This window comes from Citrobacter sp. RHBSTW-00570 (assembly GCF_013739755.1).
Taxonomy (GTDB): Bacteria; Pseudomonadota; Gammaproteobacteria; order Enterobacterales; family Enterobacteriaceae; genus Citrobacter; species Citrobacter braakii.
In genome coordinates, this window is the sequence record NZ_CP056399.1 from 1837455 (window position 1) to 1860713 (window position 23259).

Annotated in this window: 22 protein-coding genes; 14 read left to right on the forward strand and 8 right to left on the reverse strand. The window is 53.9% G+C overall.

What is annotated here, in order from left to right:
* Positions 1-96: 96 nt before the first annotated feature.
* The 3 genes from HV237_RS08585 to HV237_RS08595 all read right to left on the reverse strand — a co-directional run bounded on the left by HV237_RS08585 (position 97) and on the right by HV237_RS08595 (position 2227).
* Entirely contained in the window at positions 97-792 is a 696-nt protein-coding gene (locus tag HV237_RS08585; RefSeq protein WP_016153712.1) for a CidB/LrgB family autolysis modulator, read from the reverse strand.
* A complete protein-coding gene (locus HV237_RS08590; protein WP_016153711.1) occupies positions 789-1187 on the reverse strand; it encodes a CidA/LrgA family protein in 399 nt (132 codons plus the stop codon). The genes HV237_RS08585 and HV237_RS08590 overlap by 4 nt, the downstream gene beginning before the upstream one ends.
* A 131-nt stretch (positions 1188-1318) precedes the next feature.
* Positions 1319-2227, reverse strand: coding sequence for a LysR substrate-binding domain-containing protein (locus tag HV237_RS08595; protein WP_016153710.1), 909 nt, complete (start codon positions 2225-2227; stop codon positions 1319-1321).
* A gap of 126 nt (positions 2228-2353) precedes the next feature.
* Between HV237_RS08595 and HV237_RS08600 the strand changes: the two genes are divergently transcribed.
* The 6 genes from HV237_RS08600 to dusC all read left to right on the forward strand — a co-directional run bounded on the left by HV237_RS08600 (position 2354) and on the right by dusC (position 8351).
* Positions 2354-3712 (forward strand): aromatic acid/H+ symport family MFS transporter, encoded by a 1359-nt coding sequence (locus tag HV237_RS08600; protein WP_047359169.1) that lies wholly within the window; start codon positions 2354-2356, stop codon positions 3710-3712.
* Positions 3713-3723: 11 nt separating this feature from the next.
* Positions 3724-4761: a gentisate 1,2-dioxygenase gene (gene gtdA, locus HV237_RS08605; RefSeq protein ID WP_019077221.1), complete on the forward strand. Its 1038-nt coding sequence runs from the start codon at positions 3724-3726 to the stop codon at positions 4759-4761.
* A gap of 15 nt (positions 4762-4776) precedes the next feature.
* Complete coding sequence (locus HV237_RS08610) at positions 4777-5478, forward strand: fumarylacetoacetate hydrolase family protein (RefSeq protein ID WP_016153707.1); 702 nt, start codon at positions 4777-4779, stop codon at positions 5476-5478.
* 8 nt (positions 5479-5486) lie between these two features.
* Positions 5487-6131 (forward strand): maleylacetoacetate isomerase, encoded by a 645-nt coding sequence (gene maiA / locus HV237_RS08615; RefSeq protein WP_047359168.1) that lies wholly within the window; start codon positions 5487-5489, stop codon positions 6129-6131.
* Between the two features lie 14 nt (positions 6132-6145).
* A complete protein-coding gene (locus HV237_RS08620; protein ID WP_047359167.1) occupies positions 6146-7339 on the forward strand; it encodes a 3-hydroxybenzoate 6-monooxygenase in 1194 nt (397 codons plus the stop codon).
* Positions 7340-7400: 61 nt separating this feature from the next.
* Complete coding sequence (gene dusC / locus HV237_RS08625) at positions 7401-8351, forward strand: tRNA dihydrouridine(16) synthase DusC (RefSeq protein WP_181541768.1); 951 nt, start codon at positions 7401-7403, stop codon at positions 8349-8351.
* A gap of 736 nt (positions 8352-9087) precedes the next feature.
* On the opposite strand, the gene HV237_RS08630 is transcribed toward dusC, so the two are convergent.
* Positions 9088-9822, reverse strand: a complete 735-nt coding sequence (locus HV237_RS08630; RefSeq protein WP_047359152.1) for a class I SAM-dependent methyltransferase — start codon at positions 9820-9822, stop codon at positions 9088-9090.
* Positions 9823-9991: 169 nt separating this feature from the next.
* Here HV237_RS08630 and mdtQ point away from each other — a divergent pair, with 169 nt between their 5' ends.
* Positions 9992-11431, forward strand: coding sequence for a multidrug resistance outer membrane protein MdtQ (mdtQ, locus tag HV237_RS08635; RefSeq protein ID WP_094168620.1), 1440 nt, complete (start codon positions 9992-9994; stop codon positions 11429-11431).
* A 24-nt stretch (positions 11432-11455) separates the two neighbouring features.
* Here the strand turns inward: mdtQ and HV237_RS08640 are convergent, their stop codons facing one another.
* On the reverse strand, positions 11456-12028 hold the full coding sequence (locus tag HV237_RS08640) for a DedA family protein (RefSeq protein WP_047359150.1): 573 nt from the start codon (positions 12026-12028) through the stop codon (positions 11456-11458).
* A gap of 164 nt (positions 12029-12192) precedes the next feature.
* On the opposite strand from HV237_RS08640, the gene HV237_RS08645 reads away from it, so the two are divergent.
* Both HV237_RS08645 and pbpG read left to right on the forward strand, forming a co-directional pair.
* Positions 12193-12780, forward strand: a complete 588-nt coding sequence (locus tag HV237_RS08645; protein ID WP_016153700.1) for a Yip1 family protein — start codon at positions 12193-12195, stop codon at positions 12778-12780.
* Between the two features lie 180 nt (positions 12781-12960).
* Positions 12961-13908, forward strand: a complete 948-nt coding sequence (gene pbpG / locus HV237_RS08650) for a D-alanyl-D-alanine endopeptidase (RefSeq protein ID WP_047359149.1) — start codon at positions 12961-12963, stop codon at positions 13906-13908.
* Positions 13909-14008: 100 nt separating this feature from the next.
* Here the strand turns inward: pbpG and dld are convergent, their stop codons facing one another.
* Positions 14009-15718 carry a D-lactate dehydrogenase gene (gene dld, locus HV237_RS08655; protein WP_016153698.1) on the reverse strand — a complete coding sequence of 570 codons (1710 nt, stop codon included), beginning with the start codon at positions 15716-15718 and terminating at the stop codon, positions 14009-14011.
* Between the two features lie 232 nt (positions 15719-15950).
* Here dld and bglX point away from each other — a divergent pair, with 232 nt between their 5' ends.
* The 5 genes from bglX (at position 15951) to HV237_RS08680 (ending at position 22221) form a co-directional block, all read left to right on the forward strand.
* Positions 15951-18248, forward strand: coding sequence for a beta-glucosidase BglX (gene bglX / locus HV237_RS08660; protein WP_016153697.1), 2298 nt, complete (start codon positions 15951-15953; stop codon positions 18246-18248).
* Positions 18249-18466: 218 nt separating this feature from the next.
* Entirely contained in the window at positions 18467-19384 is a 918-nt protein-coding gene (locus HV237_RS08665) for an ABC transporter substrate-binding protein (protein ID WP_016153696.1), read from the forward strand.
* Between the two features lie 15 nt (positions 19385-19399).
* Positions 19400-20566: an ABC transporter permease gene (locus tag HV237_RS08670; RefSeq protein WP_047359232.1), complete on the forward strand. Its 1167-nt coding sequence runs from the start codon at positions 19400-19402 to the stop codon at positions 20564-20566.
* On the forward strand, positions 20559-21506 hold the full coding sequence (locus tag HV237_RS08675) for an ABC transporter ATP-binding protein (RefSeq protein ID WP_016153694.1): 948 nt from the start codon (positions 20559-20561) through the stop codon (positions 21504-21506). Before HV237_RS08670 ends, HV237_RS08675 begins: the two co-directional genes overlap by 8 nt.
* A complete protein-coding gene (locus HV237_RS08680) occupies positions 21490-22221 on the forward strand; it encodes an ABC transporter permease (RefSeq protein WP_019077213.1) in 732 nt (243 codons plus the stop codon). Before HV237_RS08675 ends, HV237_RS08680 begins: the two co-directional genes overlap by 17 nt.
* Here HV237_RS08680 and HV237_RS08685 read toward each other — a convergent pair.
* Positions 22202-22309 (reverse strand): protein YohO, encoded by a 108-nt coding sequence (locus tag HV237_RS08685; protein WP_003027354.1) that lies wholly within the window; start codon positions 22307-22309, stop codon positions 22202-22204. The two genes, HV237_RS08680 and HV237_RS08685, sit on opposite strands and share 20 nt — an antisense overlap.
* Before the next feature lie 74 nt (positions 22310-22383).
* Positions 22384-23115 carry an HTH-type transcriptional regulator MlrA gene (gene mlrA / locus HV237_RS08690; RefSeq protein WP_016153692.1) on the reverse strand — a complete coding sequence of 244 codons (732 nt, stop codon included), beginning with the start codon at positions 23113-23115 and terminating at the stop codon, positions 22384-22386.
* Positions 23116-23259: the final 144 nt, after the last annotated feature.

Below are 23259 nucleotides of genomic sequence, written 5' to 3' on the forward strand. Positions count from 1 at the left end.
CTTTATATGTGATCCAAATCTCATTGTGTATGCAACTTATGAAACTTAAATTAAAAATGTGCAACGCATCGCAAATAATTAGCCAAAAACTGAAGGTTAACCGACCAGGGCCAGAATAATCGGGAACAGGAATGGGGCGACCAACGAGGTGATAATGCCGCAAATAACCAGCGCCAGAGAGCTAAACGCGCCTTCCTGATAGTCCAGCTCTGCACAGCGTGCGGTACCCAGGGCGTGCGAAGCGGTACCCATAGCCAGTCCACGTGCGGCTTTGGTGCGAATACGCATCGCATTGAGCAAAGTATGACCAAACACAGCCCCGAGGATACCAACAAAAATGACGCACACGGCGCTGATGGCCGGAATACCACCAATGCTGCCTCCCACTGCCATAGCGATAGGCGTGGTTACCGATTTCGGCATGATTGACGCAGCAATTTGCGGCGATGCGCCCATCAACAAGGCGATTGTTGTACCTGTAACCATCGCCACAACGCTCCCCGCAAAGCAGATGGCAATAATTGATTTCCAGCGAGCGCGAATCTGGTGCAGCTGTTCGTATAACGGATAGGCCAGCGCGACCACGGCAGGTTGGAGTAAATCGTTCAGGACCTCACTGCCTTTGAAATAGTGATCGTAGGGAATTCCGGTCAGCATCAGAATGGGAATGATCACCACCATGGCGACCAGTAGCGGGTTCAATAGCGGCATTTTAAATCGTGCAGCCAGCTTACGTGCGCCAAAAAATACCGCCAGCGTAAGGGGTAACGACCACCAGATATACGACATCATTCTTTAGACCCTTTTTGCCCAACGATTTTGCGCTCACCGTGCACAATGTGAGAACTCCAGCTCACCACCAGGAAAACGACCAGCGTACTGATGGTACAGGACACCACCACCGGACCAAATTGTGCACGGAGCAGATCAAAGTACTGCATGATCCCCACGCCAATCGGGACAAACAGCAGGGCCATATAGCGAATCAGCACATAGCAGCCGGGGTTAACCCATTTTGCCGGTAGCACCTGCAAAGCCAGTAAGACAAACAGAATCAGCATGCCGATAATGCTGCCCGGAATGGTGATGGGGAGTAGCGATGCAAGAAAAATACCTGCATAGAGGCAGGCATAAATCAGGACGAATGCGCGCAAATATTGCCAGATAATGTTCAGTGCTTTGCTCATAGTTGAAACCCTTGACGAGACTGATTCATCATACAATTAAACTTCAAAACGTGCTACCGATCACATCATGAATTCTAAGCATAGAAGAAATAGATATCTGGAACATCGGGCGATGGCCCTAACTGTTCACGTTAAACCTGTGCCAGGTAATACAGAAAACGATTCAGGGCGGTCGTGGGTGTTTCATTATTGCGCCAGAACACGCCTACGCTGCCTTTTTGTTCAATCTTCGGCAGATTCAGGATAGCCAGCTGTCCCTGGGCGGCATAACGCTGCGCCAGGCGTAGAGAAAGAATAGAGATCATGTCGCTACTTTGCAGCAGGTTGGTGCTGACGTTTATCGACGCCGACTCAATGATGTTTTCCGGTAGCATGACGCCGTTATCTACCAGCGCGTTGTCAATGCTTATCCGGATGGGCGTTCCCGTCGGCCAGACAATCCAGCGCCAGTTAGCCAGATCATGCCAGGTGAGCAGGGGATATTTTGCCAGTGGATGGTCGGGGCGCGCGACGAAACAGACCGGCTCGGTATACAGCACCTGGTAATTGAGCGGCAACTGAAGCGCCCGGCCACCGACGCGTCCGACCACCACATCCACCGAACCCGCGAGCAGATCGTGCAGCAGCGGGGTCATCACCTTCTCTTCAATATTAAGATGCAAGGTCGGCAGCTCTGTGAGCAAACCCAGTATCGCCTGTGAAACGCAGTCCGTCGCCACCGGCGAGCAGCCAATCTTCAGACTCCCTACCAGGCCTCCCTGCTTAAAACGGGCGATTTCATACTGTGAACGTTCCATATCATTGATCAGGCGTTGGGCATGCTGCAGTAGCAGCTTGCCGCCTTCTGAAGGGCGTAAGCCTTTGCTATGACGTTCAAAGAGTGTGATACCCATCTCATCTTCGAGCTGTGATAACCATTTTGACAACGCTGGCTGGGTGATATTCATCATTCGGGCGACGTGAGTCAAATTCCCCTGTTCGCCCAGCGCAATAAGCGTTTGCAGGTGGTGTAACTTAAGTTTCTGCGCCCAGTTAGCCATTTGCTATAACCTCCAGGTTATGCCTCTGCATGAAAAGCCATTGTACATTTCATCTCCAAACATACAAAGTCGCAACATACCTAAAACAAAACAGACATCTACTCTACCTGCACTGAGGCATTCACTATGACTCAACAACGTGATTTACAAGCACTGATCGATTCCGCCCCCGTCGGTAAGACCCAGTGGCGCGTTATCATTTGCTGTTTTTTGGTCGTCATGCTCGACGGTTTTGATACTGCAGCTATTGGTTTTATCGCGCCCGACATTCGCACCCACTGGCAACTGACGGCCGGAGATCTGGCGCCGTTGTTTGGCGCAGGCCTGCTGGGTCTGACCGCTGGCGCACTGCTCTGCGGTCCGCTATCGGATCGTTTTGGCCGCAAACGGGTGATTGAACTCTGCGTGGCGCTGTTCGGCGCACTGAGCCTGATTTCGGCTTTTTCCCCCGATCTGCAAACGCTGGTTTTTTTGCGCTTCCTTACCGGGTTAGGCCTGGGCGGCGCGATGCCAAATACTATCACTATGACCTCAGAATACCTGCCAGCGCGTCGGCGTGGCGCACTGGTCACCATGATGTTCTGCGGTTTTACCCTGGGCTCGGCGATGGGCGGGATTGTCAGCGCACAGCTGGTGCCGGTTATTGGCTGGAACGGCATCCTGGTGCTGGGAGGCGTGCTACCGCTGATGCTGTTTGTGGCTCTGCTGTTTGCGCTGCCGGAATCCCCGCGCTGGCAGGTTCGTCGTCAGTTGCCGCAAAACGTGATTGCCAGAACCGTCAGCGCCATCACCCGGGAGCGTTATGACAATACCCAATTTTATCTCAACGAGGGCACCGCGATTGCCAAAGGCAGCATTCGCCAGCTGTTCGTCGGGCAACAGTTGCCCATTACCCTGATGTTATGGGTGGTGTTCTTTATGAGCCTGCTGATTATTTATCTGCTCTCCAGCTGGATGCCAACGCTGCTTAACCATCGTGGAATTGACCTGCAGCATGCCTCATGGGTGACCGCCGCCTTTCAGATTGGCGGTACGCTCGGTGCGCTGGTGCTGGGAGTGCTGATGGATAAATACAATCCTTTCCGCGTGTTGGCAGTGAGCTATGCGCTGGGTGCGGTGTGTATTGTCATGATTGGCCTGAGCGAGAACGGCCTGTGGCTAATGGCGCTGGCCATTTTTGGCACCGGCATCGGCATCAGCGGTTCGCAGGTGGGCCTGAATGCCTTAACCGCCACGCTTTATCCGACGCAGAGCCGGGCCACGGGCGTCAGCTGGTCTAATGCGATTGGCCGCTGCGGCGCGATTGTCGGCTCGCTCTCCGGCGGCGTGATGATGGCGATGAATTTCTCATTCGATAACCTGTTTTTCATTATTGCCGTTCCGGCGGCCATCAGCGCGGTGATGCTTATGCTGCTGACGGTTGTTATCCGCCAGTCGGCCTCTGTCCCTGACGCGTTGTCACGCGTAGGCATCGTGAACAAATAAGGAGAATCTCTATGTCAGAACTTAATCAGGATGTTAAGAACAGCCGTCAGCAGTTTTACCAGCATATTTCCGGGCAGAATCTGACCCCGCTGTGGGAGTCGCTGCACCGCCTGGTACCGCCAACGCCGAACGCACATTGTGCTCCTGCATACTGGAACTATCAGGAGATCCGCCCGCTGCTGCTGGAAAGCGGCGATCTGATTGGCGCGAAAGAGGCGATTCGTCGCGTACTGGTGCTGGAAAACCCCATGCTGCGCGGACAGTCTTCAATCACCCCAACGCTGTACGCCGGATTGCAGTTAATCATGCCGGGCGAGGTTGCCCCGAGTCACCGGCATAATCAGTCTGCGCTGCGCTTTATTGTCGAAGGGAAAGGGGCATTTACTGCGGTGGATGGCGAGCGCACCCAAATGCATGAAGGCGATTTTATTCTGACGCCACAGTGGCGCTGGCACGACCACGGCAACCCAGGCAGTGAACCGGTGGTGTGGCTGGACGGTCTGGATCTGCCACTGGTGAATCTGCTGGGTTGCGGCTTTGCGGAAGATTACCCGGAGGATCAGCAGCCGGTCACGCGTAAGGAAGGGGATTACTTACCACGCTACGCGGCCAATATGCTGCCGCTGCGTCATCAGAAGGGTAACTCATCGCCAATTTTCAACTATCGCTACGATCGCAGCCGTGAAGCGCTGCATGACCTGACCCGCATGGGCGACGCCGATGAGTGGGACGGTTACAAGATGCGTTACGTCAACCCGGTAACCGGTGGTTATCCCATGCCTTCAATGGGGACCTTTTTACAACTGTTGCCGAAGGGCTTTTCCTCGCGGATGGCACGTACCACCGACAGCACTATCTATCACGTGGTGGAAGGAAGCGGGCAGGTCACCATCGGCACCGAGATCTTCAATTTTTCGCCAAAAGATATCTTCGTGGTGCCAACCTGGCACGGCGTGTCATTCCAGGCCCACGAAGATGCCGTCTTATTTAGTTTTTCGGACAGACCGGTTCAGGAAGCGCTGGGGTTGTTCCGTGAAGCACGTTATTAATTTGGGAGAGAGAAAATGACGCAATACGTATTCGAACCACAAGCGCCTGTTACCGTTCCGGTCGTTGGCAGTAATGAACAGTTTCCCGTGCGTCGCGTTTACTGCGTGGGCCGCAACTATGCCGCTCATGCGCGTGAAATGGGTTTTGATCCGGATCGCGAACCGCCGTTCTTCTTCTGTAAACCTGCCGATGCGGTGGTTCCGGTGGCGGCCGGTCAAACCCTCGAGCTGCCATACCCGTCGCAGACCGATAACTATCACTATGAGATAGAGCTGGTGGTGGCGATCGGTAAAAAGGGCAGCGATATACCGCTGGAAAAAGCGCACGAATATATCTGGGGCTATGCCACTGGTCTGGATATGACCCGCCGCGACAGGCAGATGGAGATGCGCCAGATGGGGCGTCCGTGGGAAATCGGCAAAGCATTTGATCTCTCAGCCCCCATCGCGCCACTGCATAAAGCCAGCGAAAGTGCGGATGTTAACAACGCGCCTATCTGGTTGCAGGTCAACGGCGACGATCATCAGCGTAGCGATATTCGCCACCTCATCTGGTCCGTTAATGAAACGATTAGCTATCTGTCCGGCTTTTTCGAACTACAGCCGGGTGATTTGATCTACACAGGCACGCCAGAGGGCGTGGGCGCAGTGGTGAAAGGAGATGTGATCACCGGCAATGTAGACGGTTTAACCCCCATCGCTGTGAAGATTGTCTGAGGTGGATGATGACGCTGTACAGTTTCTTTAACAGCTCCGCGTCATATCGCGTACGCATTGCGCTGGCGCTGAAGGGGCTTGATTACCAGACGGTGGGTGTCAACATTCGCATCGGTCAGCAGAACGAGCTGGCCTACCGGCGGATGAACCCGGTAGGGCTTGTACCGACGCTGGTCACTGATGAGGGAGAATCACTCGGGCAGTCGCTGGCGATAACCGACTGGCTGGATGGTCACTTTCCGCAGTCGCCGCTGCTGCCAGCCGACTTCCCGGCGCGCAGCCGGGTGCTGGAAATTGTTTATGCCATCGCTTGTGATATCCATCCCGTGAATAACATGCGGGTACTGCGCTACCTGAGCGAAGAGCTAAAGGTCAGTGAAGAGGATAAAAAACGCTGGTATGCGCACTGGATCCAGCAAGGGTTAAGCGCGGTTGAACAGATGCTGCGCCAGAGTCAGTCGGGGACGTTCTGCGTGGGGGATGCGCCGACGCTGGCGGATTGCTGTCTGATCCCACAGTGGGCGAACGCGTTACGTATGGGCTGTGATCTGAGCGGGTATCCGCGCTGTAAGGCAGTATATGATGCCTGTACCCAGCTTCCGGCGTTTATCGCCGCCGCGCCCGAGAATCAACAAGACAAAATTCCAGCCTGATAAGGAGAACGACAATGGCTAAAGTGACACGCGCAATTATCGTGGGTGGCGGGATTGGCGGCGCGGCGACCGCGCTGTCGCTGGCCCGTCAAGGCATTAAAGTGATGTTGCTGGAGAAAGCGCACGAGATTGGTGAGATTGGTGCGGGCATTCAGCTCGGGCCGAACGCGTTTTCTGCTCTGGACAGCCTTGGCGTGGGTGACGTCGCTCGCAAGCGCGCCGTTTTTACCGATCACATCACCATGATGGATGCGGTAAACGCGAAAGAGGTTGTACGCATTGAAACCGGGCAAGCGTTCCGCGATCACTTTGGCGGTCCTTATGCGGTTATCCATCGGGTTGATATTCATGCTTCTGTCTGGGAAGCAGCACTGGTTCATCCCAACGTTGAGTATCGCACTTCAACTAACGTGGTTGATATTCGCCAGACAGAAGATGATGTGACGGTCTTTGATGAGCACGGTAACAGCTGGACAGCGGATATTTTGGTGGGCTGTGACGGTGTGAAGTCGGTTGTGCGTCAGTCTCTGATTGGCGATGCGCCACGCGTGACCGGGCACGTGGTCTATCGCGCGGTGATTGATTGCGATGATATGCCGGAAGATTTGCGCATTAACGCGCCGGTGCTATGGGCCGGACCGCACTGCCACCTGGTGCACTATCCACTGCGCGGCGGCAAGCAGTATAACCTGGTGGTGACCTTCCACAGTCGTCAGCAGGAGGAGTGGGGGGTGAAGGATGGCAGTAAAGAGGAAGTGCTCTCCTATTTTGCCGGTATTCATGCGCGTCCGCGTCAGATGCTGGATAAGCCGACCTCATGGCGTCGTTGGTCCACCGCTGACCGCGAACCGGTAGAGAAATGGGGGACCGACCGCATTACGCTGGTGGGTGATGCTGCGCATCCGGTGGCACAATATATGGCGCAGGGCGCCTGTATGGCGCTTGAAGATGCCGTCACTCTCGGTAAGGCGTTACAGCAGTGTGACGGCGATGCGGCTGATGCCTTTGCCTTGTATGAGTCGGTGCGTATTCCGCGTACTGCGCGCATCGTCTGGTCGACGCGCGAAATGGGACGTGTGTACCACGCCGCAGGCGTCGAGCGCCAGGTGCGTAATCTGCTGTGGAAAGGCAAATCTCAGGCGGAATTTTATCGTGGTATGGAATGGCTGTACGGCTGGAAAGAAGATAACTGCCTGTTGCCGCGCTGAGCCTCTTTAATCTCCCGAACGGAGGCGCTACCATAGCGCCTCTTTTTTTGCGGGTGACGATATGCGTGTTTTACTGGCGCCGATGGAAGGCGTGCTCGACTCACTGGTGCGCGAGCTGCTGACTGAAGTGAATGATTACGATCTGTGCATCACCGAGTTTGTGCGCGTGGTGGATCAGCTCCTGCCGGCAAAAGTATTCCATCGGCTCTGCCCGGAACTGCATAACAATAGCCGGACGCCATCCGGCACGCGGGTGCGCATACAGTTGCTGGGGCAGTATCCGCAGTGGCTGGCGGAGAACGCGGCGCGCGCGGTAGAACTGGGCTCGTTTGGTGTCGATCTGAACTGTGGCTGCCCGTCGAAGCTGGTCAACGGCAGCGGCGGTGGCGCAACGTTATTAAAAGATCCTGAACTCATCTACCGGGGCGCAAAAGCCATGCGCGAGGCGGTGCCTGCGCATCTGCCCGTGACGGTGAAAGTGCGTCTGGGCTGGGACAACAGCGACAGGCAGTTTGAAATTGCTGATGCCGTTCAGCAGGCTGGCGCCAGCGAGCTGGCGGTGCATGGCCGAACCAAGGAGCAGGGCTATAAGGCCGAGCATATCAACTGGCAGGCGATCGGTGAGATCCGCCAGCGGCTTACCATTCCGGTTATCGCGAATGGCGAAATCTGGGACTGGCAAAGCGCCCAGGACTGTGTGGCTATCAGCGGATGCGATGCGGTGATGATTGGCCGTGGGGCATTAAATATTCCGAACCTGAGTCGTGTGGTGAAGTACAACGAGCCACGTATGCCGTGGCCTGATGTCGTGATGCTATTGCAAAAATATACCCGTCTTGAAAAGCAGGGTGATACCGGGCTGTATCACGTGGCGCGGATTAAACAATGGTTAGGGTATTTGCGTAAAGAATACTCAGAGGCAACCGCGCTGTTTCAGGAAATCCGCGCATTAAACTATTCACCGGATATCGCGCGCGCGATTCAGGCCATTGATATCGCTAAATTGCATTAACACATTAATCGGCCACTGGAGTGGAAGTACTTGTCGATGAAGAATTATTGAGGACATGTGATTCTTGCTCAGGGTTCCGTTCACCTCAGCGGAGTCATTTCTCTGAAGCGCAGATAACCGTGAACGCGCAAGGGAGACTCACGGCGGGAAAATCGTCGCTACGCGATTCATTCGTCTTATCGCCTCATCGATTTTCAGCCGGACCGGGGTCATCGCTGCAACGCACTGACTTCCAGTTAACTCTGTTTTGCTGTTCAGATAAAAAACGCAGGTGGTCAGGTGTGGGCTGGTCCGGCTGAAAATTGCCGACGTGTTTCCGTAAGGCCGGGAGAACCCGCAGGGATGCGGGTTCAGGGCGCGTTTTGCAGGGAGGCTACCTCGCGCCCGGCCCGGTAGCCTGGAGGAATAAACGGAGGGGACCACGAAGTGGCAATTTTCCCGCCGGGAGCCGGGATTGTTAAGGGTACGGCGATAGTACCCTTAACACGTTCACAGGGAGGATCGTTTCAGAGAAGTGAAAAACATAAGGTGAACGTAGCAATACACCGGAGGCAACAAATTCATCACCAACGGAATAACCTTTTTCAAAAAATCATCTTAAACACGCCAGTTACCACCAATAACCCAATCAGAAAAATAACTAAAATAATCCACAGTAAGATTTTCATCAGCGTTCCTTTTTTGGTGAGTTCAGGTTAAGTATAGGAAAGCCTCTGAAAATCTTCCTGTAATGACCTTACTCCGGTTTACGTGCGCTGAGCAGAAACACCATTGGCCGCTCTTTTTCTTCATCCAGCGCCGGGTTTTCAGCAATCTGTTCAGCGGACGGTCCCCATTCATCGACACAAACGATTTCGAATCCGGCAGCTATCAGCGCATTAATCCAGGTCGCCAGCTTACGGTGCTGTTTTTTGACGCCCTCCGCGAACCAGTTACTGATGCGTGTGCCTTCCTGCTGATAATGATTGACCGGCCAGGACTGTTGCCCGGTTTTATCTTTTATCCAACCCTGGTTAAGCGGTGCCGTGTAAATTGGATGCTCGGCAGAGAATACCAACATGCCTCCCGGTGTTAACGACTGGTAAATCGTTACGAATAATCGCGCGATATCGCGCAAATAGTGCAGGGCAAGTGAGCTATAAACCAGGTCAAAGGAATTTGGCGACAGGCAAAGCGTCTCGAGATCTTCACGGCGATAAACGATGCCATTACCCTGCGTCATGCTGTGCGCCTGAGTTAACATCTTTTGTGAAATATCCAGTCCCACTACGCTGGCCGCCTGGTTATCGTGCGCGTAGCGGCAAAACCAGCCATATCCGCAACCCAAATCGAGGATATTTTTTCCCTGTAGAGCGGGGAGCATCGCTTGTATTGTCGGCCATTCTGGCGCACCGTCGAGCCCTTTTACTGAACGGTCCAGTGTGGCATATCCGGCAAAGAACTCGGGATCGTCATAGATATTCTGTGACATAATGTCTCCATCCATAAATTATTAAAATTAATTAATCTAAATTATTTGCTGGGTGTATATTTTTCCGATTATATATTTTTATTGCCAAAGGTGTATTGCCACGCGTAACTAAAAAAGGAAACGCGACAAGTCGTAATCTCAGCACATCTTTTCTTACCTGTGTCTCTCCATGAATCGTAATTCTGCTTTTGTCACGACGGCATTGTTGCCGCTTTTTATTTTGATGTCAGGTTGCGCGCCGATGCATGATGACCGCCAGTCTCTGTCACAGCAGACCCCCGCTGCGAATGTCGATACCACATTGCCTGCGGCGTTAAAAAATGGCTGGCCGGACAGCCAATGGTGGAAGGCATACCATGACCCCCAGCTTAATGCGCTGATTGACAGCACGTTACGAAACTCCCCTGATATGCAGGTCGCAGAACAGCGCATTCAACTGGCGGAGGCGCAGGCTAAGGCTGTGGAGGCGCAGGATGGCCCGGAGATCGATTTCTCTGCAGATGTGGAGCGTCAGAGAATGTCAGCTGAAGGGCTGATGGGTCCGTTTGCCATTACCGATCCGGCCGCCGGGACGACCGGGCCGTGGTACACCAACGGCACCTTTGGTTTAACTGCTGGCTGGAATCTGGATCTGTGGGGTAAAAATCGGGCCGAAGTGACGGCACGTATTGGGGCCGTTAAGGCGCGTGAAGCCGAGCGCGAGCAAACGCGACAGGTGCTGGCGAGTGGTGTGGCTCGTCTTTACTGGGAATGGCAAACGCAGGCCGGGCTGAAAACCGTGTTGACGCAAATCGAAACCGAGCAGCAGAACGTCATTAACGTTGATCGTCAACTGTATCAAAATGGTCTTACTTCTTCGGTGGAAGGTGTTGAAACCGATATCGATTCCAGCAAAACAGAGCAGCAACTGAACGATGTCAGCGGTAAAATGAAGGTAATTGAAGCGCGGTTGAGCGCGCTGACCAACTCGCAGTCCACAGCCCTGAAACTCCATTCGACCCCGCTGCCCGCGGTGGAAAGCCAGCTCCCGTCCCAGCTAGGTTATTCGCTGCTGTCCCGCCGACCGGATTTGCAGGCGGCGCACTGGTACATTGAGTCATCGCTGAGCAGCATTGATGCGGCGAAAGCGGCGTTTTATCCCGATGTAAATCTGATGGCATTTTTACAACAGGATGCGTTACATCTGAGCGACTTGTTTCGCCATTCCGCGCAGCAAATGGGCGTAACGGCCGGGCTGACGCTGCCTATCTTTGATAGCGGCAGGCTGAACGCGAATCTCGACATTACTCAAGCGCAAAGCAACCTGACGGTGGCGAATTACAACAAAGCCGTGGTGGATGCGGTGAATGACGTGGCGCGTGCAGCATCGCAGGTAGAAACACTGGCGCAGAAGAATCAGCATCAGCAGCAGATTGAGCATGATGCACTGCGCGTAGTGGGTCTGGCGCAGGCGCGCTTCAATGCCGGAATTATTGCGGGCTCCCGGGTCAGTGAGGCAAAGATCCCGGCATTACGTGAACGGTGCAACGCTCTGCTTTTACAAGGGCAATGGCTGGATGCCTCAATTCAGTTGAACCGTGCGCTGGGGGGCGGCTACCACGCTTCGTAACGCACCCGCCCGGTAGACATCGCGCTATCGGGCCGTACTTTTGCTGCTGCGTTTTTTTAACCACCACCGAACGCCAGGCACCAGCACAATCACCAGAACCAGCCATATCCAGTGCTTAATATGCTGGTCGAGATTGTGTAGCCACGGCGCAATGACTTCTCCCCCCACATAGCCCAGCGTGGTAAATATCAGCGCCCACGCCAGTGCCCCCAGAATATTCAACGGCAGGAAAATTTTAGGCGGCAAATGACTTGCGCCAATCAGCAACGGGCCGATCACGCGAAAACCATACATAAAACGGGTGCCAATCACGAACAGATAAGGACGGCGCTGGATCATTTTCTGCGCCCGGCGGATTTTGTCGCGATGTTTTGAGAAACGACGCAAAATTTTTCCACCGTAACGACGCCCAAGCAGATACAGCAATTGATCGCCAATCATCCCGCCCAGGGCCACAGAGATAACCACCAGAGGAAATTTAAGTAATCCCTGATGTGCCGCCACGCCGCCCAGCAGGGTAATGGTTTCACCTTCGGCCAAACTGCCAATGACCAATGCGGCGTAACCGTAATGTGCAATAAGACTGTTTATATCCATATGTCTGGATGACCTCCCGACGTTAAGCATACACCCTGTGAATCATCGTGGGGTTTAAAAGCGCTGAATTAGCGGTTCGTCATTTTTGTTGTTGTACAAAAATTAATCCAAAGCTGAATTATACTTGAACTGTTGAGGTCCGGAGCTGACAAGAAGGGGGCGGTATGAACCATGTCTGGGGGCTGTTTTCCCATCCCGATCGTGAAATGCATGTGATCAACAGCGAAAACGAAAGCGTTTCGCATCACTATACCCACCATGTACTGCTGATGGCGGCAATCCCGGTTGTTTGTGCGTTCATCGGTACCACACAAATCGGCTGGGATTTTGGCGATGGCAATATCCTGAAATTATCCCTGTTGACTGGATTTGCAATGGCGATTCTGTTTTACGGGGTGATGCTGGCGGGCGTTGCCGTCATGGGCCGGGTTATCTGGTGGATGGCGCGTAACTACCCGCAGCGTCCGTCGCTGGCGCATTGTATGGTCTTTGCCGGATATGTCGCGACGCCGCTGTTTTTAAGCGGGCTGGTCGCACTATATCCGCTGGTCTGGCTGTGCGCATTAGTCGGGACTCTCGCGCTGTTTTACACCGGTTATTTACTTTATCTCGGTATTCCGACGTTCCTGAATATCACTCGTGAGGAAGGGTTGAGTTTTTCCAGTTCGACGCTGGCAATCGGTGTGCTGGTACTGGAGGTTCTGCTGGCTATTACGGTAATTCTGTGGGGTTACGGCTATCGGTTATTCTGACGGATAAACCTGTCTACGCTGCGTTGTTGACGTAAAAGTCAGCAACGCAGCATTTCGAGACGATTCTCCTGTGGCAGCAAACCTGCCGGATCGCTATGATGCCTGAGCTAGCTTGAGATAATACTTAATCTCTGGCGGTGTGCGTTGTGACGTGCGTGAACCATTATCAGAAATCTCATCATGCTGAAATTCCGAGTTTCATTATTAAGCCTTGCCCTGGTGCTGGCCGTTCCTTTTGCACCCCAAGCCGTGGCGAAAACGGCAACTACCGCAGCGGCTTCTCAACCTGAGATAGCGTCCGGTAGCGCGATGATCGTTGATCTGAATACCAACAAAGTTATCTATTCGAACCACCCGGACCTTGTGCGTCCGATTGCGTCGATTACCAAATTAATGACGGCGATGGTGGTGCTTGATGCACGACTGCCGCTGAATGAAAAGCTGAAAGTCGATATTAGCCAGACGCCGGAGATGAAAGGCATTTACTCTCGCGTACGACTGAACAGTGAAATCAGCCGTAAAGACATGTTACTACTGGCGCTGATGTCATCAGAAAACCGCGCGGCGGCGAGCCTGGCGCATCATTACCCGGGCGGATACAACGCGTTTATCAAAGCCATGAATGCCAAAGCGAAAGCGCTCGGCATGACTCAGACACGCTTTGTGGAACCCACTGGCTTGTCGATTCACAATGTCTCGACCGCCCGTGACTTAACCAAGCTGCTGATCGCCAGCAAACAGTATCCGCTGATCGGCCAGTTAAGTACTACGCGTGAAGATATGGCGACGTTTGCCAACCCTGCGTATACGCTGCCGTTTCGTAACACCAACCATCTGGTATACCGCGATAACTGGAATATTCAGTTAACGAAAACCGGGTTTACCAATGCGGCAGGCCACTGTCTGGTGATGCGCACGGTGATTAACAACAAACCGGTGGCGCTGGTGGTGATGGATGCCTTTGGCAAATATACTCACTTTGCCGATGCCAGCCGTTTACGTACCTGGATTGAAACGGGCAAGGTGATGCCGGTTCCGGCGGCGGCGCTGAGCTATAAAAAGCAAAAAGCTGCGCAGATGGCGGCGGCAGGTTCGGCGAAGGGCGAGCAAACCGCACAGAACTATTAAATAAGATGTCTTATCCGGCCTACGCATAGCGAATGTAGCAGTAGGCCGGGCAAGCAAAGCGCCCCGGCAACATGCCCGGTAGCGCTTATCTTTTTCATATTTACGATTCTTTCCAGAACTTCTGCTTACTCGTTTTCCCAATACCCGGATTCATACTGTTGGTGGGGTCATTCTCACGGTAAAAACGGGTCAAGGTTTCCGGTGCCTGATACAGATGCCCGACGTTATGCTCTGCCGGATACTGCGCCCCACGCTCGCGCAGGAGTTCCAGCATCTGCTCTTTTAGCGCATGCGCATCCACGCCTTTTTTCACGATGTAATCCTGATGGAAAACGTAACACATAAAGTGACCGTAATAGAGTTTGTGCACCAGTTGACTGTCGATCTCTGGAGGCAGATGCTCGTACCATTCGGTGTCGTTACGACGCAGCGCGATATCCAGCGCCAGAATATCTTCCACCTCATCCGCATGTACGGCCTGATAACGAATAGCCGCGCCAGCCGCCGCAAATCGGTGCAAAAACGCCTTGCTGCCTTCTTCCGCCGTACAGGCAAAGAAGTCGCCTTCAGCGGTTTTGAAATACTCGCTTAGCCAGTTTTGGGCTTCAGCCACGCCGCCACCGGCCATTTTTAACAGCAGGTGATGCTCGTACTTATCGCGCCAGCTTTTCATGCGCGCCGGTAAGTGACTGGGGAATAAATGACCAAATTTCTGCATTGCCCGGTCGGTGAAGTGAGGACGGAAAATTTTCACTTTTTCCAGCATCGCATCGGTGCGGCCTTTCAGGGTGAAGAAGAACGGCATTTTGTCGGTGCCGAGCTTGTCGATCATCAGAAACGTATCTTTGCCGTATTGCTCAGCGATATCGTAAATATCGCGGTGCATATATTCACCGGCGACCGGCAGATGCTCGAATTTTGCCAGAATATGACGGCGGATCTCCGTCAGCACCTCTGGCTGGTTGGTGCCGATGTAAAAGACCTGCTGGTTTTTTTCGGCTTCGAAGGTGTCCAGACGCACGGCAAAGACCGCGAGCTTGCCTGCACAACCGGACGATTCAAACAAGCGATCCGGGTCGGCGTTATAGCGTGCGGGCGTGTCTGCGTCGATATCTCTGACACGGGTAACGTAGTCGTGATCGTGCGCGTGACGCCCGTCGTGGCGAACATCGTCATCTCTAATACGCTCGTCATCCAGTTTGCTCAGGATCTGCTCCGGGGTCTGGCCCAGCTCAATACCCAGATGGTTAACCAGCTGTAATTTTCCCTGTTCGTCAATACGCGCAAACAGCGACATCTCCGTGTAGGCCGGGCCGCGCTGTACCAGCGAGCCGCCGGAGTTGTTGCAAATGCCACCGATAACCGAAGCGCCGATACAGGAAGATCCGATGACCGAATGCGGCTCACGGCCAAACGGTTTGAGCGCTTTTTCCAGCGAATAGAGCGTGGTTCCTGGATAGGCCAGCACCTGTTCACCTTTGCCGATGACGTGCAGCTTATCAAGACGCAGGGTGCTGATAATGACAATCTCGCGGTCGTAATCATTACCGCTCGGCGTAGACCCTTCGGTCAGGCCGGTGTTAGCGGCCTGCATCAGGATAATTTTATCCGCGGCGACGCAGGCGCTCAAAACGCGCCACAGTTCTAAAAGCGACCCGGGGAACACGACGGCAAGCGCATCGCCCTGGCCGGAGCGGAATCCCTTGCGATAGCGGGCGGTTTTAGCAGGTTCTGTCAGCAGGTGTGAATGACCCACCAGACGGGTCAGTTCATTCAGGAAAGCTTTATTATCTGTTGTAATGGAAGACATTCTCCACTCCTTGTGGTGGGACTCAATATCAGGAACAAGCATAGCGCTTTGTATGACAATACGCTTTCTCATTCATATTGTCTCTGGTTCGTCTTTTACTGATTCGCGCTGGTTTCGAAAATTAGGAGAATAACCTTAGCTTTCTTTATCTCTCCCGTTTAGTCTTACGGCAAACTGCGGTTTTTGTTATATTTTCGCTGCCTCGTCGGGAAAAAATAAAGAGAGAATCAACATGAAATGGCTATGTTCTGTAGGTGTCGCGGTGAGTCTGGCATTACAACCAGCGTTGGCGGACACTCTGTTTGGTAACCATCCACTGACGCCAGAGGCGCGGGATGCCTTCGTTACCGATTTACTCAAGCAGATGACCGTAGATGAGAAGATTGGGCAACTGCGTTTGATAAGCGTCGGGCCTGATAACCCGAAAGAAGCCATCCGCGAGATGATCAAAGACGGGCAAGTTGGGGCAATTTTTAACACCGTCACGCGCCAGGATATCCGCAAAATGCAGGATCAGGTGATGGATCTCAGCCGCCTGAAAATCCCTCTCTTTTTTGCCTACGACGTATTGCACGGTCAGCGTACCGTATTCCCGATAAGCCTCGGTCTGGCGTCCTCCTTTAATCTTGATGCGGTCAGAACCGTTGGTCGAGTGTCTGCGTATGAAGCCGCCGATGATGGTCTGAATATGACCTGGGCGCCGATGGTCGATGTCTCGCGCGATCCGCGCTGGGGCCGCGCCTCGGAAGGGTTTGGCGAAGATACGTATTTGACCGCCACGATGGGCAAAACCATGGTGGAAGCGATGCAGGGTAAAAGCCCGGCCGATCGCTATTCGGTGATGACCAGCGTCAAGCACTATGCCGCCTATGGCGCGGTTGAAGGCGGCAAGGAATACAACACTGTCGATATGAGCCCGCAGCGTTTGTTCAACGACTATATGCCACCGTACAAAGCCGGACTGGACGCCGGTAGCGGTGCGGTGATGGTGGGGCTTAATTCGCTGAACGGTACGCCGGCGACTTCGGATGCATGGCTGTTAAAAGACGTGCTGCGCGATGAGTGGGGCTTTAAGGGCATTACCGTTTCCGATCACGGCGCGATTAAGGAACTGATTAAGCACGGCACCGCCGCCGATCCTGAAGATGCGGTGCGTGTGGCGATCAAGTCCGGCATCAACATGAGCATGAGCGATGAGTATTACAGCAAATACCTGCCGGGGTTGATTAAGTCAGGTAAGGTGACGATGGCGGAGCTGGACGACGCTGCGCGTCATGTGCTGAACGTGAAATATGATATGGGGCTGTTTAACGATCCGTACAGCCATCTGGGGGCTAAAGAATCTGACCCGCAGGACACCAACGCGGAAAGCCGTTTGCACCGCAAAGAGGCGCGTGAAGTGGCACGTGAAAGCCTGGTGCTGCTGAAAAACCGTCTGGAAACATTGCCGCTGAAAAAATCCGCCACCGTAGCGGTTGTCGGTCCGCTGGCCGACAGCAAGCGTGATGTGATGGGGAGTTGGTCTGCTGCCGGGGTTGCCGATCAGTCGGTAACGGTGCTGACGGGGATTAAAAATGCCATCGGCGAGCAGGGCAAAGTGGTATACGCCAAAGGGGCGAACATCACCAACGACAAAGGCATTGTCGACTTCCTCAACCAGTATGAAGAGGCGGTGAAGGTTGACCCGCGTTCACCGCAGGCGATGATTGATGAAGCCGTTAACGCCGCGAAGCAGTCTGACGTGGTGGTCGCGGTAGTTGGTGAAGCGCAGGGAATGGCGCATGAAGCCTCCAGCCGCACCGATATCACCATTCCGCAGAGTCAGCGTGACCTGATTACCGCGCTGAAAGCCACGGGTAAACCGCTGGTTCTGGTACTGATGAACGGTCGTCCGCTGGCGCTGGTTAAGGAAGATCAACAGGCCGATGCGATCCTCGAAACCTGGTTTGCCGGGACGGAAGGCGGTAACGCCATCGCCGATGTGCTGTTTGGCGATTACAACCCGTCAGGTAAGTTGCCGATGTCTTTCCCGCGCTCTGTCGGACAGATCCCGGTCTATTACAGCCATCTCAATACCGGTCGCCCGTATAATGCCGATAAGCCGAATAAGTACACGTCGCGCTACTTTGACGAAGCGAACGGTCCGTTGTATCCCTTTGGCTATGGCCTGAGCTACACCACATTCACGGTTTCTGATGTGAAACTCTCTTCTCCGACGATGAAGCGTGACGGGACCGTGACGGCCAGCGTGCAGGTGACCAACACCGGCAAACGCGAAGGTGCGACGGTGATTCAGATGTATTTGCAGGATGTTACCGCTTCAATGAGTCGTCCGGTAAAACAGCTGAAAGGTTTTGAGAAGGTGAATCTTAAGCCGGGTGAAACCCAAACCGTTAGCTTCCCAATTGATGTTGAAGCGCTGAAATTCTGGAACCAGCGTATGCAATACGATGCCGAACCGGGCAAGTTCAACGTCTTTATCGGCGTGGATTCTGCCAGAGTGAAGCAGGGCGAATTTGAACTGCTGTAATTGATATCATGCCTGATAGCGTGACGCTTATCAGGCCCGCGAAATCGTACCATCCGGTAAACTCACTTTGGGTTTGCCGGATTTTTTTTATTGTATTATCGCCTTACCGCGAGTAACTCTCAGTGTTACTACCCAATTGCCAGGCTAAGGCTTGATTTTTCGACTATGCTTTTTCCTCAAGTCTCTGAAAAGGGCCGTAAAAGAATGAGGAGTGCAGCATGATAATTTCAAAAGTTTGGGTGGGTTCGCTGGCGTTATTAGCCGCGATCAGCTTGCCCTTACAGGCCGCGTCACCCGTCACGGTCGGTTCAAAAATAGATACCGAAGGGGCGCTGCTCGGCAACATTATTTTGCAGGTGCTCGAAAGTCACGGCGTGAAAACCGTTAATAAAGTACAGCTGGGTACCACTCCGGTGGTGCGTGGGGCAATTACCTCTGGTGAACTGGATATTTATCCGGAATATACCGGCAATGGCGCATTCTTTTTTAAAGATGAGAATGATCCTGCGTGGAAAAATGCACAGGCCGGTTATGACAAAGTGAAAAAGCTGGACGCAGAGCAAAATAAGCTGATCTGGCTAACGCCTGCGCCCGCCAACAACACCTGGACCATTGCGGTTCGCCAGGATGTCGCGCAAAAGAATAAGCTTGAGTCCCTTGCCGATTTAGGCCGTTACCTGAAAGACGGGGGGACGTTCAAACTTGCCGCCTCTGCGGAGTTTATCGAACGGGCTGACGCGCTGCCTGCCTTTGAAAAAGCCTATGATTTCAAACTGAACCAGAATCAGCTGTTGTCGCTGGCGGGGGGGGATACCGCGGTGACGATTAAAGCGGCGGCGCAGCAGACCTCAGGGGTCAATGCAGCGATGGCCTACGGTACCGATGGTCCGGTTGCGGCGCTCGGTCTGCAAACATTAAGCGATCCGCAAGGCGTACAGCCCATTTATGCGCCAGCGCCCGTTGTGCGTGAATCGGTGCTGCAGGACTACCCGCAAATGGCAGAATGGCTACAACCGGTATTTGCCAGCCTGGATGAAAAAACGCTGCAACGGCTGAATGCCAGTATCGCCGTGGAGGGGCTGGATGCGAAAAAAGTCGCAGCAGACTACCTGAAGCAAAAAGGATGGGTGAAGTAACGGAGTTTGCAGCAGGTGGGTGTTTTGTCGAATATTTCAGTAAATCGGGTGCTGTTGCTGCTGGTGTTTCTTACCATCGCGGCGGCAGCGCTTCCTTTCATCAGCTATGCTCCCAATCGCCTGGTTTCCGGTGAAGGGCGTCAACTCTGGGATATCCAACCCGACATGGCATGGGGATTAGCGGCGGCCTGTGTGTTGCTGTTTCTTCTATGCTTTGTACCGGGAAAATCCGGCAATATATTGACGCTTATCGTTAGCCAACTGTTGGTGATTGCGGCGCTGGTCATCGCCGGCACAACGGCAACGTATCTGGCTCAGACGGGTAGCCCGCTGGCCAGAACCAGCCTGGGCAGCGGGTTCTGGTTAGGGCTGGGACTGATGCTGCTGGCAGCCAGTGACGCCATTCGTCGCATCACCGAACAGGCGTCGTGGCGTTGGTTATTGCACGCACAAATATTCATTTTGCCGCTGGTGTTACTGCTCTCCGGTACGTTTAACGATCTTTCTCTGCTTAAAGAATATGCCAATCGCCAGGATGTCTTTAACGACGCCCTGGCGCAGCATCTGACGATTTTGTTCGCTACCGTAGTGCCCGCGCTGCTCATTGGCGTGCCGCTGGGCGTCTGGTGTACTTTTTCTGTCTCCCGTCAGGGGCCGGTATTCGCGGTACTGAACATCATCCAGACTATTCCCTCCGTCGCGCTGTTTGGCCTGTTAATTGCGCCGCTTGCCGGACTGGTGAAGCACTTTCCCTTGCTGGGTTCGCTTGGCGTAGCGGGAACCGGTCTGACGCCTGCGCTTATTGCGTTGGTGCTGTATGCGCTCTTACCGCTGGTTCGCGGCGTAGTGGCTGGATTGAATCAGGTTCCACGCGATGTACTTGAAAGCGCCCGGGCGATGGGGATGAGCGCGCGTCAGCGGTTTATCTCGGTGCAGTTTCCACTGGCGCTGCCGGTCTTCTTGCGCAGTTTGCGAGTGGTGATGGTCCAGACGGTGGGGATGGCGGTGATAGCCGCGCTGATTGGTGCAGGGGGATTTGGCGCGCTGGTCTTTCAGGGATTGCTCAGTAGCGCCGTTGATTTAGTGCTGTTGGGCGTGATCCCGGTCGTTGTGCTGGCTGTGTTGATTGATGCGCTGTTTGATTTAGGGATCGCGCTGCTAAAGGTATCGAATAATGATTGAATTTCGCCATGTCAGTAAAACCTATGGCCAACAAAAAGCTGTCGACGACCTTAACCTGCAGTTAGGAGAGGGCAGCTTTTCGGTATTAATTGGCACGTCAGGTTCGGGCAAGTCTACCACGCTAAAGATGATCAACCGGCTGGTTGAACATGACAGCGGGCAGATCCGTTTCGCCGGGGAGGAGATCCGCAGCCTGCCGGTGCTGGAGTTACGACGGCGCATGGGGTACGCGATTCAGTCTATTGGTTTGTTTCCCCACTGGACCGTCGCGCAGAATATTGCCACCGTACCGCAGCTGCAAAAGTGGTCACGTTCACGTATTGATGACCGAACAGATGAACTAATGGCGCTACTGGGCCTCGAGGCGAGTTTGCGTCACCGTTATCCGCATCAGCTTTCCGGTGGACAACAGCAGCGGGTTGGGGTTGCGCGTGCGTTGGCGGCAGATCCGCAGGTGCTACTGATGGATGAGCCTTTTGGCGCGCTGGACCCGGTCACCCGCGGCGCGCTGCAGCAGGAGATGACGCGTATCCACCGTTTGTTGGGACGTACCATTGTGCTGGTGACGCATGATATCGACGAGGCGCTGAGACTGGCGGAGCATCTGATTTTGATGGATGCAGGAAAAGTTGTGAAGCAAGGCACGCCGCTGTCGATGCTCACTGCACCAGCGAATGATTTCGTGCAAACTTTTTTTGGCCGCAGTGAACTGGGCGTAAGGCTGTTGTCACTGCGTACGGTAGGGGATTTTATCCGTCGCGGCGAACACTCAGACGGCGAGCCGCTGGTGGATGAGATGACGCTACGTGATGCATTGTCGGTGTTCGTGGCGCGTGGCTGCGATGTCTTGCCGGTCGTGACGCCGCAGGGGTTACCCTGCGGGACGCTTCATTTTCGCGATTTGCTTTCGGAGACGCCGACCCGTGAAACGTCTTGCTGATCCATTGCTATGGCTTGTTGTGCTGTTTCTGATCCTGTTGGTGGGATTGCCTCACAGTCAGGCCCTGTTTAGTTCGCTATTTCCGGCGCTGCCGCGTCCCGTGTATCAGCAGGAAAGTTTTACGGCGCTGGCGTTGAGTCATTTTGCGTTGGTGGGGATTTCAAGCCTTATTGCCGTCATCATTGGCACCGGCGCGGGAATAGCGGTAACCCGGCCCTGGGGCGCGGAATTCAGGCCGATGGTGGAAACGATTGCCGCCGTGGGGCAGACATTTCCTCCGGTCGCCGTGCTGGCGATCGCCGTACCGGTGATGGGGTTTGGGCTTGAACCCGCGATTATCGCGCTGATTTTGTATGGCGTGTTACCAATCTTGCAGGCAACTCTGGCAGGACTCGGCGGAATTTCTCCCAGCGTGATGGATATCGCCAGCGGAATGGGCATGAGTCAGGGCCAGCGGCTGCGTAAAGTGGAGTTGCCGCTGGCGGCACCGGTTATTCTGGCGGGAATTCGCACGTCGGTGATTATTAATATCGGCACCGCTACGATAGCCTCAACCGTCGGGGCGAACACGCTGGGCACGCCGATTATCATCGGCCTGAGCGGGTTCAATACCGCCTATGTGATTCAGGGGGCACTGCTGGTCGCGCTGGCTGCGGTGATAGTTGACCGCGGGTTTGAGCGATTAGCGAGCCACCTTACCCGGCACGTAAAATGAATGTGTAGCCTGCCAGCATGACGCCGCCGATACCGCCGATGGCCATCAGCAGGAAGAGGGTAATGACACCGATTTTAGCTGCGCTCATTATGCACTCCTTATGTGAATCTAAGGATTGTACACGTTTGTTAACAGAATATTAAGAGCCGATCCTGGTTGGCTTTAAATACCGAGCGGATAAATATCGTGACCTAACGCGCGCCATTCGTTCAGTTGTTGTTGCTGAGCAGGCGTTTGGCTTTCGCCGCACCAGACCAGTAAGGTTCGGCCTTCAAACAGTTCTGGTCGCAATTGGTTTAGCGAGTGGGCGAGGACGTCAACGCGCCATCCCTGCTGGCTGGCTACCCAACCCTCCAGCCATAAGCGGGTGGTATCATGAATGTTCCAGCCGACAACCAGGGCATCTTTCCCCTGTTTCTTGCGCGCCGAGGCCAGACAAATCGCGATGTAGTTGATGAGGACACCGTCGAGGATCCCCAGTAACGCCTGCAGGATCGGCTGCTGACATTGCAGGCGGCGGCGTAACGGAATGAACAAATGGGTGTTGAGCGTTTGTGCGGGATAATCCTGACCGCGCTCTTTGATCCACATCCTGAGGCTATGCAGATTATTACTTTGCAAATAGCTCAACAGCGTCTCTTGCTGTTCGCGCCAGCCGTTATGCACATCAATGTTCTCATTGCTGAGCAACATTTTTACCTTACTGACCTGAACGCCGTTATTTATCCAGCGTTTTATCTCACGGATCCGGTCGATATCCGCGTCGTTAAACAGGCGATGCCCGCCGTCTGTTCGCTGCGGTTTCAGTAATCCGTAACGCCTCTGCCACGCGCGTAAAGTGACAGGGTTGATATCACAAAGCAAAGCCACTTCACCTATTGTGTAAAGCGCCATCGTCGTCTCACTTATGCTCGCGAGGTCCCAGTTTTACTTTAGACGCTCTTTTGCGAACCAGGTAGTTTTGTCTGTTTTTTGATCAACAAATGGGTGAATTTGTAGTCATGCTCGCGCTTTCGAGTGATCGTTCTCACAAATTCC

What these genes read in the sequence shown, in the direction of transcription:
- HV237_RS08685 (WP_003027354.1), bottom strand. Translation starts at nt 22,309, where the DNA reads ATGAGCGCAGCTAAAATCGGTGTCATTACCCTCTTCCTGCTGATGGCC.
- HV237_RS08590 (WP_016153711.1), bottom strand. Translation starts at nt 1,187, where the DNA reads ATGAGCAAAGCACTGAACATTATCTGGCAATATTTGCGCGCATTCGTC.
- HV237_RS08600 (WP_047359169.1), top strand. Translation starts at nt 2,354, where the DNA reads ATGACTCAACAACGTGATTTACAAGCACTGATCGATTCCGCCCCCGTC.
- dusC (WP_181541768.1), top strand. Translation starts at nt 7,401, where the DNA reads ATGCGTGTTTTACTGGCGCCGATGGAAGGCGTGCTCGACTCACTGGTG.
- HV237_RS08640 (WP_047359150.1), bottom strand. Translation starts at nt 12,028, where the DNA reads ATGGATATAAACAGTCTTATTGCACATTACGGTTACGCCGCATTGGTC.
- HV237_RS08620 (WP_047359167.1), top strand. Translation starts at nt 6,146, where the DNA reads ATGGCTAAAGTGACACGCGCAATTATCGTGGGTGGCGGGATTGGCGGC.
- HV237_RS08585 (WP_016153712.1), bottom strand. Translation starts at nt 792, where the DNA reads ATGATGTCGTATATCTGGTGGTCGTTACCCCTTACGCTGGCGGTATTT.
- maiA (WP_047359168.1), top strand. Translation starts at nt 5,487, where the DNA reads ATGACGCTGTACAGTTTCTTTAACAGCTCCGCGTCATATCGCGTACGC.
- bglX (WP_016153697.1), top strand. Translation starts at nt 15,951, where the DNA reads ATGAAATGGCTATGTTCTGTAGGTGTCGCGGTGAGTCTGGCATTACAA.
- HV237_RS08595 (WP_016153710.1), bottom strand. Translation starts at nt 2,227, where the DNA reads ATGGCTAACTGGGCGCAGAAACTTAAGTTACACCACCTGCAAACGCTT.
- HV237_RS08630 (WP_047359152.1), bottom strand. Translation starts at nt 9,822, where the DNA reads ATGTCACAGAATATCTATGACGATCCCGAGTTCTTTGCCGGATATGCC.
- dld (WP_016153698.1), bottom strand. Translation starts at nt 15,718, where the DNA reads ATGTCTTCCATTACAACAGATAATAAAGCTTTCCTGAATGAACTGACC.
- pbpG (WP_047359149.1), top strand. Translation starts at nt 12,961, where the DNA reads ATGCTGAAATTCCGAGTTTCATTATTAAGCCTTGCCCTGGTGCTGGCC.
- mdtQ (WP_094168620.1), top strand. Translation starts at nt 9,992, where the DNA reads ATGAATCGTAATTCTGCTTTTGTCACGACGGCATTGTTGCCGCTTTTT.
- HV237_RS08665 (WP_016153696.1), top strand. Translation starts at nt 18,467, where the DNA reads ATGATAATTTCAAAAGTTTGGGTGGGTTCGCTGGCGTTATTAGCCGCG.
- mlrA (WP_016153692.1), bottom strand. Translation starts at nt 23,115, where the DNA reads ATGGCGCTTTACACAATAGGTGAAGTGGCTTTGCTTTGTGATATCAAC.
- HV237_RS08645 (WP_016153700.1), top strand. Translation starts at nt 12,193, where the DNA reads ATGAACCATGTCTGGGGGCTGTTTTCCCATCCCGATCGTGAAATGCAT.
- HV237_RS08610 (WP_016153707.1), top strand. Translation starts at nt 4,777, where the DNA reads ATGACGCAATACGTATTCGAACCACAAGCGCCTGTTACCGTTCCGGTC.
- gtdA (WP_019077221.1), top strand. Translation starts at nt 3,724, where the DNA reads ATGTCAGAACTTAATCAGGATGTTAAGAACAGCCGTCAGCAGTTTTAC.
- HV237_RS08675 (WP_016153694.1), top strand. Translation starts at nt 20,559, where the DNA reads ATGATTGAATTTCGCCATGTCAGTAAAACCTATGGCCAACAAAAAGCT.